We start from the raw sequence: 11,618 nt of genomic DNA on the forward strand, positions 1-11,618 counted from the left end.
TGCGTCACTGCTGTTTGGGGATACGCATGAGGATACTGGTTCCGTTCCCCGGAGTGCTGTGTACAGTGGGGCTGTATTGCGGTCCATAGATATGTTCCAAGCGACTTAAACAGTTTCGCATGCCGATACCGTCATGACAGGAATCGATTCCGCCTTTGGCAAGAAGGCATTGCAGGGTAGCGGCATCCATCCCCATGCCATCGTCGGCCACGAGGATTTCAAGATTCCCGTTGTTGCGAACGGCACTCAATCGTACGGCCCCTCCTTTTTTGCGGGGCAGTAAACCATGTCGAATGGAATTTTCCACAAGCGGCTGAATGATCAACGGAGGGATCGGCCAATTCATCGCGTCGTCGGGAATATTCATCTCGACAGCGATTCGTTCGCCAAAGCGTGCTTTTTCAATCGCAAGATAGGAACGAACTTGCTCCAACTCTTCGCTCAGGGGGATGAATCCCCGACTCAAGTCGAGATTGCGCCGCATGTACAACGACAGGTCAATGAGTAATTCGCGTGCTTTTTCTGCGTTGGTGCGAGCAAACGAGGCAATGGTATTGAGGGAATTGAACAAAAAATGTGGATTGATTTGGGCTTGGAGGCGACGGATTTCAGCATGGGCCAACATCTGTTCTTTGATCTCGATATCTTTGAGTTCGAGTTGCGTGGAGAACAGATTACCCAGCCCTTTGGCAACTTCGAAAAGCGTTGCATTGAGCGGATTTCTCGCACTGCCATAGAGCTTGAGAGACCCGATAATGACACCGTTTTTGGTCAGAGGGACAATGATGGCCGACGTCATGGGGCAATTCGGATGTGTACAGCCGATTTCTTCCGCCGTATGGATGCTGACCGGTTCACCGGTTTCCAACACATGTTTGGTCGCGTAGGTTTGAATTTCGTGACCGGGGAGATGGTGGTCCGCACCATTGCCGACATGAGCAAGCACATTGCAGGTATCTGTGATAGCGACGGCGGCAACGCCGACACGAAAATGGATGATCTTGGCGGTGGCTTCCGCAGTTTCAGGACTGAGCCCCATACGCAAATATCTGACGGCAGTATTGGCAATATCCAAAATAAGTTGGGCGTGAAGAGACTCTCGCCGTTCCCGATCACGCGAGAACAGGTTGATGACTTCCACAAAGAGTCCCGCGCCAATGGTGTTGACCAGGAGCATGGGCGGGGCAATGATTTTGACCAATGTCAGGGCTTCAGTGAACGGTCGTGACAACAGCAAAATCAGCAGCATGTGCACGCTTTCACCAACGATGGCTATCCCCGTAGCAATACGCCAATCCATGGACCGTTCTCGCAACCGCAAGCAGAAAATCCCGGCAATAATTCCTTCCATCGCCGTGGCAATGCCGCAGGGCCAAGCACTGAACCCGTTGATGTCTGTGAGAATGCGGTGCGCTCCGGCAATGAGTCCAGACCCTATGCCGACAACCGGTCCACCGAATAATCCCGCTGTAATAACAACCATAGCGCGCAGGTTGGCGACTGATCCAAAGACCGAGTTTCCCGTATACGTTCCAAGAATACCGAACAAACCGAATATCAAGGTCAGCAAGGCGGTACGGCCGTCAAACTGATCGGGCATGTGATGAAGCCGCTGGACCGGCATGATGGTAAGCAGGAGAAAAACCACTCCGACCATCAAGCCGAAGCGTTCACCCAATACAAGAATAAGATTTAAGGCTTCCACACCGTTTCTCCTACAATTCTATGGCGTCTCTGAAATCGCGCACACGGGCTTTGTTGACGGTGACGTCGGTTTCTGTCTGATCGTTCATCGTCAGTATATATTTCCCATTGAACCAGGGAGCGTAGGAGCGGACGTGTGCCAGATTGACGAGCTGCGAGCGGTTTGCCCGGAAGAATGGAAAGGCGTCAAGTCGTTCTTCCAGTCGGTCTAACGTCAGATCGGACGGGCACGCATACCGATTATCAAACGTTACCGCGTAGACGCGTCGGTTTTCATAGGTAAAAAAAATGATTTCACGTGGATTGAGAAGGATGTTTCGCCCGCTATGCTCGGCACTGATACGCGTGATGCCTGGTTTTATGCCGACACCGGCAAGCAGCTTGCGGAGGGTTTCGCCGGATTGGCCACTCTCATCCGGTTTCATGCGTTGACGAACGCGCTCCAAGCTCGCGGCCAGGCGGTCTTTGCCAACGGGTTTCAAAATGTAATCCATGGCGTTTTCTTCAAACGCCCGGATGGCGTGTTCGTCAAAGGCGGTGACAAAGATGATGAGCGGTGGATCTTCCATATCCATCACCGCCTGAGGAACGAATAATCCGCTTTCACCCGGCATTTGGATATCCAGAAAGACAAGGTCTGGTTCGTGGGTGTGAATCAATTCCACGGCATCGGCTGCATTATCGGCAGTCTCGATGATTTCAATATCGTTGTGCGGGGTGAGGAGATAACGGAGTTCATCCTGTGCCGGAAGTTCATCATCAACAATAATGGTACGAATGGGGGAAGCCATACCTCAATCCTTGTTGTTACCGGAAGTCTCGACGCCGACAAAGGCCGAAGCAATGCGCGTTACGTTCTTGCGTTTTGAGGAACATCCCGTGTCGAGCGGTCGTGTTCATGGAGTAACGTATGTCATTTTTATCAGTATGCGTCGTGAGGCAAAATGTATACTTCGACAAAAGGGGACAGGCATATTTTGTTTGTCTCACTTTTTCCAAGCAGAAGAACTGACATTTCACTCGTTTTGAGTTTTGTATCGGAGCAATATCCTCCACATCCGGTTCAACAGTACCGAATTGAGCGAGGATGTTGCCAAAATATGGAGTTGGAGGAGAAGAAACAGAGGCGTATAATATTCGAAGAAAGAACCGTTGGTGTGGTGTTATGAAAACAGTTTCTCCGATAAACGTCTCAGAGAATATATCTCCAATCCGGAGACATGCTTAGGCATACGGGTATCGGCTCCGGGAAGGCCGAGTTCGCGTGCAATACGGCTGACAAAAGATTTGGAGCCAATGATCCCGGCATCTGTAAACCAACGGGTTCGCAGTCGGAGCCGATCGTGCAATGTGTATGTGTAGTCGGCTTGTCGAGCGCGTTCGGCAATTTCCGGATCAATGGAGGCGTCAGTATCTGAAGAGCATTCTCCAACCTCGTAAAGATATTGCCTATAGTGTCGTTGGCGCTCCGTGCTGTCGTCGAAATTCCAGTCAACCAAGCCATAATCAAGGCTGAGCAGTGTGTCTCGATTGTTGGTTTGGAGATGATAGCCGATCGAAGACCATCGATAGTCCTCGGGACGACGTACAAGACCGGCTCGTACCGGATTGAGATCAATATATGCCAAGCAATGGACGAGTGTCCGACCATCTTCCACAAGGACGCTTTTATAACGCTCGCCCCATAAGGTTCCACGACGGCGGTGACGCTTGTTATAGAATCGGGAAAACGTCTGCTTCAGCTCACCGACAAACTCGGACAAGCTGGTCCACTTGTGTTGTAACTCGGCACATCGGGCGTTGCTGAAGGGAATGGTATCGCCGTAACAACGCTTAAATCGTTCGCACACATTCTCTTCGGAGACCGACGCAGCCGGCGTCATGCGTACCAATAAATGAAAATGATTCCCCATGATGGCAAATCCGAGGATCTCGCAGAAATACACACGAGCAAGTCGCTTCAGCAGGGCGAGAAAATAATCTTTTTCCACGTCGCCAAAGGGATAACCGTCCAGCGCGGTGCGAGACATGACGTGATACACGGCTGGACGATCGTCGAGAATAAATCGGGCTGAACGCGGCATGCAAAGCTCCCAAGAATAAGCGGTCGTTGTTTTTCGATTGTGTAGTCAAAAATACGTTTGTCTGCAACAAAATTTGCCTGTCCCTTTTTGATGCCGAAAAATAAAATTGCGCACAGGGCTTTGTTTGCCCCATGCGCAATTATGTTTTTGAGAAGTGGGTTACAGGGAGGGCAGATATCGTTCGAGTTCGTATTCGGTGATCTGCATGCGATAATTATCCCATTCTTCCTTCTTGTTCTCGACAAGTGCCGCATGAAGTTTTTCACCCAGAACTTCTTTCATGAGTTCGGACGATTCAAGCGTTACGACCGCTTCATTCAGGCTACCCGGCAGCGCATCGATTCCTCGCGAAGACATTTCTGATTCTGTCATGCTGAAGATATTATCTTCAACCGGAGCGGCCAGTTCATAACCTTCTTCAATCCCTTTGAGACCGGCACCCAGCATGACGGCAAAGGCAAGGTAGAGGTTGCAGGCCGGGTCGGGGCTGCGGAGTTCTACGCGGGTTGCCGCTTCTTTGCCTGGCTTGTACATGGGCACGCGAACAAGTGCCGAACGGTTGCGTTGAGCCCAGGCAATATAGACAGGAGCTTCGTATCCCGGCACAAGGCGTTTGTAGGAGTTGACCCATTGGTTGGTCACGCAGACGAATTCTTTCGCATGCTTGAGCAGACCGGCAATATAGCTTCGGCCTTCTTTGGACATGTGTGTCGGTGAGCTCTCGTCGAAAAAGGCGTTTTTGGAACCTTTGAAAAGCGACTGGTGCACATGCATGCCCGATCCATTTTCCCCGAATAAGGGTTTGGGCATGAAGGTCGCATAACATCCATGTTTACGCGCGACTTCTTTGACAACGACACGATACGTTGTGGCGATATCGGCCATGGCCATGCCTTCGGCGTAGCGCAGGTCGATTTCGTGTTGAGAGGGAGCGACTTCGTGGTGGCTGTATTCCACAGCGATGCCCATGGATTCAAGAGCGAAAATGATATCCCGGCGAACGTCATTGGCCAAGTCAAGTGGTGGGGCATCGAAATAGCCGCCTACATCCAGCGTGATCGGCTCGGATGAGTTGGCAAAGAGGAAGAATTCCAGTTCCGGGCCAACATAAGACGTATAGCCCATGTCCTCAGCTTTTTTCAGCATTTTACGCAGAACATACCGAGGGTCCGACGTGTACGGGGTTCCGTCGGGATTTCTGACATCGCAGAAAAGTCGTGCAACAGGACGGTCTGTCGGCCGCCAGGCGACAAGCTGAAAGGTGGTGGGATCAGGAAACGCGACCATATCGCTTTCCTGGATTTTGGTGAATCCCGTGATTGACGAGCCGTCAAACCCCATTCCTTCTTCAAACGCCGACTCAAGCTCACGCGGCGTGATTTGGAAGCTTTTCAGTGTACCAAGCACATCAATGAACCAAAATTGGACAAACGAAATGTTATAGTCCTTTACGGCTTTGAGCACATCGTCAGCGTTTTTACAATTGAATACCGCCATACTTTTCCTCCTTGGATGAAGGTGCGTCTTTTCTTTAAAACGTGGCAATTTTCAGTTCTTCATTCTCTACGCAATTTTGATAGAAGACGCAAAGCCCATTAATGACAAAAATGTAAACAAATACAGCTGTGCAAGCTGTATTTTTAACATAACACCATGATATAATTAGTATAATTTGAAGATAAACGAGCGTTTGCTATTCGATGTAATCGTGAAAAAAACATACAAATTTTGTTGGGTTACGAATAATAATGAAACATTTCAATGTGGAACGTGTTCATCGTTCTTTGCTGCGAGAGGAGGAAAACAACCGAATAAGACGTGCGAGCATGGCGGCATCTGCCTCATGAAGCCGAGAGATACCTGCTCTTTCAGCGTGTTCTTGTGCTAAAGTGAATTCTTCTGGGTGTAGTGGACGGTTGATGTCGGGATGGTATTCGGCTTCGGCGCATGGATAATACTGGTCCATGAGGTTGACGTATACATGGGGTGACACCTCCGACACAAGAAATCGCATCCACTCCGCTGTTCCAGCAAGGCCACTGGGTAAGACGAGATGACGGACCAGGAGGCCTTTGGTGGCGATTCCGTCCGTTATGATGAGGTCACCAACCTGGCGTTGCATTTCTTTGACTGTTGCCCGGGCAACTGCAGGGTAGTCGGGGGCTTGGCATAAACGTGCGGACACATTCTGGTCGTAGAATTTGAGGTCCGGCATGTAAATATCCACGACACCATCAAGCAAGGCCAGCGTCTCCACGCTGTCGTATCCCCCGCTATTATAGACGAGTGGGATATTGAGGCCCTGTGATGCTGCAATATTCACAGCTTCAAGGATTTGGGGAACAACATGTGATGGAGTGACCAGGTTGATGTTGTGTGCGCCTTGAGCAGCTAAATCCAGCATGATGCTGGCAAGGTCTTCAGCGGGTGTTTCCTGGCATCCTTGTGTAGTGCGGCTGATAGAACTGTTTTGGCAAAAGACGCAGCCGATATTGCATCCGCAAAAAAAGATCGTGCCCGAACCCTTTTCACCAACAAGAGGGATTTCTTCACCGAAGTGGAGCATAGCGTTAGCGACCATTGCATGTCGGCCGGTCGAACAAACGCCTGTTTCGCTTGCTTTGCGGTTGACCCCGCAAGATTGTGGGCACAGTCGACATGATCCAAGGCGTGTCAGTGCTTTGGCGGCACGTTGAGCCAGCAGGCCTTGGTGATGAAGGTTTCTATATCCAGGAAACATGGAGTGTCATTATCATTTATTTGAATCGGAGCACAATACACGGTCAATATTTTTCGCATTGTGGGCTTCTTAGGATTTTATATCTATTCACATATATAAAATCTGTCGTGTGGAATCTTGATCTGATGACATGCATTTTATGATGCTCATCGGATGAAATGGAATTTCTTTATGCTTGGGAAAATGTATGAATTGGCTGAAAAAAAGAAAATGCTTCATTTTTTTTCTTTAAAATCGGTCAAAAATTTGTCAGAATTATTGCGTGTTATGAAGGAGTAATAAAATTCATGTATCGGTATATTGTGCTTTTTATTCGAAGACGTGATGATAAAATGTCATGCCGTGTTTTAAAATTTGTTTTCCGGTGAGAAAGGGGCTGTCATGGATCAAGCTTATTTCGATGACGCTTTTGGTCGGATTAAAAATGCGACCGGTGCCAAATCGCAAATGGAGGTAGCGGTACTACTAGATATTCAACAATCGAGTATTTCTGACGCCAAACGTCGTAATTCCATTCCGGCAGAGTGGTTATTGAAATTACTCTCTCGTCATGGATTGAATCCGGAATGGATTCAATCAGGAAAAAAACCGATGTATTTATATGAAACTGAAGAAGGGCGCATTGGTCTTCAGAGTCCTCGGGCCGTTTCTCCCAAACGATTGGCCTCTACCTCTGTTGTTGTGTACTCAATGGCTGGTGAGATTGGCGAAGGCGAACGCTGGACAGGGGCTCCTCTTGAAATTATTCCTCTTCCAGAGGATTTTCATATCCCAGGGCTTGTATGCGTCAAAATGGACGGTTCCGGTATGGAACCACTCATCCCTCGGGAAGCCTATGTCGGCATCGATACTGGACAGCGGCGTATTGTCTCCGGAGAGTTTTTTGCCGTTGCGTTGCCTCCTGAAGGTCTTGTTATACGCCGCGTTTTTTTCGAAACGACCGATGGTCGACTCGTTCTTCGCGCGGAAAACCCAGACTACCACTGTCAGTATCTTGCCGTGTCCAAGATCGAACATCATCTTGTGGGCCGTGTCTCTTGGGTGTTACGACGGATGTAGTTTTTACGGATTATGAGATGATTTCAGAGAGTTTCTTCCCTGTGCAGGGTATTGCCCGGATACATATTTTATGAGTGAGTCTTTCAGAATGTCACATGCTGTACTGCCGCGCATCCTTCTCGTCGATGACGAACAAGGAATATTGGATGTTCTCGAGACCCTTTTTGAAGACGATTACGACATGGTCTGCGCTTCTTCCGGTCATGAGGCAATCGAACTCTTTGAAGCTCGGGCATTCGATGTGGTTCTGCTTGATGTGGATATGCCCGATATTAATGGTATCGATGTCTTGCGTCATATAAAAAATCGAGATCCCGCCGTTGATGTGGTTATGGTCAGTGCTTTGGACAAGACGGCACCAACCAGAGAGTCCTTGATGACGGGAGCGGCGGATTATGTGAACAAGCCTTTCAACAATGCCAAGCTTCTTGAGCTCGTTCAAGAAATCCTTGATCGGCGCCGTATCCGCAACACACTCTGTTCTTCCGCTCCGAGTTCTTCGTCCATTTCCTGTCCTGAGATTGTTTGTCGTTCTTCTGCTATGGGAGATGTGCTGAAATGTATCCAGCAGGTTGCGTATACCGATTCCACTGTCCTGATAACGGGCGAGTCTGGCACGGGAAAAGAACTTGCGGCCAGGGCCATTCATAGTCAGAGCTTACGCAGAGATAAGCGATTTGTTGCCGTAAACTGTGCGCTTTTCCAGGAACAATTGATTGAGTCGGAATTGTTCGGCCATGAAAAAGGCGCTTTTACCGGTGCACATTCCAAAACAATCGGAAAATTTGAATATGCCGATGGCGGAACGTTGTTTCTCGACGAAATAGCCTCTCTGAATCCATCGGTGCAAGCCCATCTTTTGCGTGCTTTGCAGGAAAAAGAGATTCGTCGAGTGGGGAGCAACGATGTTATCCATGTCGATGTGCGTGTTGTTTGCGCATCAAACAGAGATTTGTCTGAGCTCGTCAAGAGCGGAGAATTTCGCGAGGATCTCTATTATCGCTTGAATGTCGTTCCAATAGCGCTTCCCCCCCTGCGTAAGCGGACAGGAGATGCCGCACTCCTGGCTGAATACTTTCTTCTTCGAATCTGTGAGCGCCAGGGCAAGTCTATCCCTGGCTTTACAGCCGATGCCCTTGCGGCAATCGAGTCGTACCCTTGGCCGGGAAATGTGCGCGAGCTTCAAAATATTGTGGAACGGCTTGTTGTTTTCGGAGAACCGGGAAAAGCGATTGCAACAAACGATATGTTATTCGATCATTTTCATTCCTCTCCTCTTGCGGGACAACCTTCAGCATCCGATACGGTCGGTTTGGTCGATGCCTGTCAGCGTTTTGAACGGAATCTTGTTGTTGAAGCGCTACGCAAACATCACGGAAAAAAAATGAAAGCCGCGGCATCATTGGGTATTCATCGCAATACCTTGACGAAGAAAATTTTTGCACATGGACTGCGAGAAGAAGACTGGCGTACTGATTCGCCAGAATAGGAAGTGTGCCTTTGTTCCTTTTTGAGCCAACCATGTGTGAATACATCAGTCGCTTTTTCGGAGAGACTATTTATATTGGAGCCTATTCCGGCCGAAAAGGAGTGGAGTCCTGTTCTGATGGAGTGGATACGAAATATTTTGATGGTTTTGTCGAAATTTCGTAAATATCTTTATATTCCGTTTTCCCTTCTGTCTCATGATCAACTTGGATCGTCGTTCAAAAGTAATGTACTGTACACGATGCTGCTTAGGCGTATGGTCTTCATTGAAATGTTGCTGGATACATACACGCACAATTTTATAGATTGTATTGCCATGAAAATTGGTGTGAGTCTGTAACTGTGGCGAAGTCCATGAAAAGATTGGACTCTATCGTTGAAATCTATGTTGATGTATAGCTATATATGTGTTCTTATTGTTTTTGTAATATTTTGAAAAGAAAATTTGTTGTTGAGGCATGACTCAGTATTTTCTTCGTATCTATATTGTGTGTTTTTCGGAGATTGAATGAATCTGTTACTGTTGGTAGTGATTGCAGTTCATGGGAATTAAGGTGGGTGTGTTCTTTTGAGAAGGTAAACGAGGATAGTTCCTTTTTCTGGCGTTTTTATTTAGTGAGTTGACATTGTTTCTTTTAATCAGCAGTTGGAGACGGTACATTTTTTGGATAGAAGATTTGGGGAAGAAGAGCAATGCAGCTTATCTCAATTCTTTAAATGGTTTCTTTGTTGACAAATACGCCATCGTTATCTATTATTTTATTAAATCAGAATGGTTGGTTGCGTAGTATGTAGGGGTGCTATATTTTTGCTAAAAAATATTTAACCGAAAAAAAATGGCAATAGTAGGGTGTCGAGTGCAAAAAGCTAATTGGACGGTATATATATTGCTAGTGTTCTTGCGCGACACTTATTTATGTTGACATTGAGTCATGAACGGCAAAATCTGACTGGGGCTTGGAATTTTCTGTATGTGCGAAAATTTTTCAAACAACATTTCGAAGAGCGTAACAGAGGAGTATTGAAGATGAAAAAGATTGGTATGCTTTTGGTGATGGGGTTGTTTCTTTTTGGAGCAACGGCTGCTCATGCTGACTGGTGGAAATGCACTGTCAATGGTGTTTCCGCAAACAATGGCGAATCAGTCTATAGCGCAAAAATGGTTTGTACACGCATCAGCCCCAATGATGGTGCTGAGGATCAAGCATGGCTGAATACGACAAGCAAAGATCAGTATGCCCTGCTGTTGACGGCTCTTGCTTCCGGCAAACAAGTTCAAATTCGTGGTGCAAGCGATCTTGTTGATAATCAAGATCTGTCTGCTGCGACGTTGGTCAATTAAGCGAGTTGTATCGCTTGGTCTGTCATTGGCCTCATGACGCCTCGGGGAGATTGTTCTTCCTGAGGCGTTTTTTATTGGGAGAGAGTGGTTGCGTTGTCGTGATGTGAGGATGGACGGATGTATGTTTCTCACAGACAATGAAATGATTGAGTGTATTAAATGGAAACGGACATAAAAGAATACGGATATTCCCTTAGATCCAAAGAGTGGTTATTTTTTTGAATAATCCTCGAAGTGGAGACCTGGTGTGCTCAAACTATATGAAAACATGGGGTTTTTGCTTTTTAATAAAATATCCAAACGATGTTGCCTGTGAGCAAAAGTTGTATGCATTTCGTTAGCCTCATGGGTTTGAATGCCCGAAATGCGGACATACTCAGCTTTGTGATCTCCCCAAGCGTGCCTTCTTCCAATGTAAAAAGTGTAAATATCAAACTTCACAAATACAGGGCAGTGATACATAAAACGAGGACCTCGCTCCTCAAATGTTCTGGGCTATCTTTCTTGTGCTCTCGATAAATGGGGTATTTTTGACCTCTATACCTCGTATAAATCGGTGTTATATACAATACAGTTTGGGGAATACTGCATAAAATCCGCTTGGTCATGGCTGCTCGTGATTCACATTACCTGCTTGCAGGTCTTATCCAGGTTGACGATGCTTTTGCATTTGCAAAAATGAATGTGGTCAGTCATTTTGATAGTAAGTCCATCAAAGGCTCTTTGGAAAGTAATGTCGTCAATTTGCATTCATAAAGCCTGGCGGCTTCCCTGCGTATGCTCTTGCAAAGAAAGTTGGTCATGGACACATCTCAGGAATTGTATGTACCGCAGATGAAGAGCCATATTTTGTCTTTTTTAAATGGATTAACATCGTTGTTTCTAGGTAGTGTCGTCACAAGATTGCTTTATTCTTCTTTTCCTGGCATCGGATACTAAAAGGAAAAAGAAGACAGAATGAAGAGTGCAGCACATAGACGACATGATATTTCTGACCGGGTATGGGAGTTGCTCGAACCTCATTTACCAGGAAGAAAAGGAACGTGGGGAGGTGTCGCCCATGACAATCGGCTTTTCATTAATGCCGTTTTCTGGATACTCCGAACTGGGGCTCCATGGAGAGATCTTCCACCCGATTACGGCGATTGGAAAAATACACATCGTCGATTTTGTCGTTGGCGTGACAAGGGAATCTGGGAAT

General features: G+C 47.2%; 9 protein-coding genes and 1 pseudogene. 5 read left to right on the top strand and 5 right to left on the bottom strand.

Translation table 11 applies throughout. From position 1 onward, the window contains the following. Positions 1 to 4 precede the first annotated feature (4 nt). From G451_RS0113035 to G451_RS0113060, 5 genes are all read right to left on the bottom strand, one after another. On the bottom strand, positions 5 to 1,705 hold the full coding sequence (locus tag G451_RS0113035; protein WP_027184604.1) for a LytS/YhcK type 5TM receptor domain-containing protein: 1,701 nt from the start codon (positions 1,703 to 1,705) through the stop codon (positions 5 to 7). A 10-nt stretch (positions 1,706 to 1,715) separates the two neighbouring features. Next, positions 1,716 to 2,495, bottom strand: coding sequence for a LytR/AlgR family response regulator transcription factor (locus G451_RS0113040; protein WP_027184605.1), 780 nt, complete (start codon positions 2,493 to 2,495; stop codon positions 1,716 to 1,718). Positions 2,496 to 2,867: 372 nt separating this feature from the next. Next, on the bottom strand, positions 2,868 to 3,788 hold the full coding sequence (locus tag G451_RS32800) for a transposase (RefSeq protein WP_027184607.1): 921 nt from the start codon (positions 3,786 to 3,788) through the stop codon (positions 2,868 to 2,870). 159 nt (positions 3,789 to 3,947) lie between these two features. Continuing rightward, a complete protein-coding gene (locus G451_RS0113055; protein ID WP_027184608.1) occupies positions 3,948 to 5,285 on the bottom strand; it encodes a glutamine synthetase family protein in 1,338 nt (445 codons plus the stop codon). Between the two features lie 277 nt (positions 5,286 to 5,562). Beyond that, on the bottom strand, positions 5,563 to 6,528 hold the full coding sequence (locus G451_RS0113060) for a radical SAM protein (RefSeq protein ID WP_027184609.1): 966 nt from the start codon (positions 6,526 to 6,528) through the stop codon (positions 5,563 to 5,565). A gap of 381 nt (positions 6,529 to 6,909) precedes the next feature. Here G451_RS0113060 and G451_RS0113070 point away from each other — a divergent pair, with 381 nt between their 5' ends. From G451_RS0113070 to G451_RS0113100, 5 genes and pseudogenes are all read left to right on the top strand, one after another. Further along, positions 6,910 to 7,587 carry a LexA family transcriptional regulator gene (locus tag G451_RS0113070; RefSeq protein WP_027184610.1) on the top strand — a complete coding sequence of 226 codons (678 nt, stop codon included), beginning with the start codon at positions 6,910 to 6,912 and terminating at the stop codon, positions 7,585 to 7,587. A 70-nt stretch (positions 7,588 to 7,657) separates the two neighbouring features. Further along, positions 7,658 to 9,076 carry a sigma-54-dependent transcriptional regulator gene (locus G451_RS29320; RefSeq protein WP_084448564.1) on the top strand — a complete coding sequence of 473 codons (1,419 nt, stop codon included), beginning with the start codon at positions 7,658 to 7,660 and terminating at the stop codon, positions 9,074 to 9,076. 1,026 nt (positions 9,077 to 10,102) lie between these two features. Continuing rightward, positions 10,103 to 10,417, top strand: a complete 315-nt coding sequence (locus G451_RS0113085; RefSeq protein WP_027184612.1) for a hypothetical protein — start codon at positions 10,103 to 10,105, stop codon at positions 10,415 to 10,417. A gap of 353 nt (positions 10,418 to 10,770) precedes the next feature. Next, positions 10,771 to 10,881, top strand: a pseudogene (locus tag G451_RS35330) (IS1595-like element ISDsba1 family transposase); the annotation flags it as partial. A gap of 493 nt (positions 10,882 to 11,374) precedes the next feature. Then, positions 11,375 to 11,618, top strand: a 244-nt coding sequence (locus G451_RS0113100; protein WP_156921618.1) for a transposase, incomplete at its 3' end; no start/stop codon positions are given.

It is taken from the genome of Desulfovibrio inopinatus DSM 10711, from assembly GCF_000429305.1.
Classification (GTDB): Bacteria; Desulfobacterota; Desulfovibrionia; order Desulfovibrionales; family Desulfovibrionaceae; genus Alteridesulfovibrio; species Alteridesulfovibrio inopinatus.

Coding starts and splice junctions, on each gene's coding strand:
- G451_RS0113040 (WP_027184605.1), bottom strand. CDS start 2,495: ATGGCTTCCCCCATTCGTACCATTATTGTTGATGATGAACTTCCGGCA.
- G451_RS32800 (WP_027184607.1), bottom strand. CDS start 3,788: ATGCCGCGTTCAGCCCGATTTATTCTCGACGATCGTCCAGCCGTGTAT.
- G451_RS0113055 (WP_027184608.1), bottom strand. CDS start 5,285: ATGGCGGTATTCAATTGTAAAAACGCTGACGATGTGCTCAAAGCCGTA.
- G451_RS0113060 (WP_027184609.1), bottom strand. CDS start 6,528: ATGTTTCCTGGATATAGAAACCTTCATCACCAAGGCCTGCTGGCTCAA.
- G451_RS0113070 (WP_027184610.1), top strand. CDS start 6,910: ATGGATCAAGCTTATTTCGATGACGCTTTTGGTCGGATTAAAAATGCG.
- G451_RS29320 (WP_084448564.1), top strand. CDS start 7,658: ATGAGTGAGTCTTTCAGAATGTCACATGCTGTACTGCCGCGCATCCTT.
- G451_RS0113085 (WP_027184612.1), top strand. CDS start 10,103: ATGAAAAAGATTGGTATGCTTTTGGTGATGGGGTTGTTTCTTTTTGGA.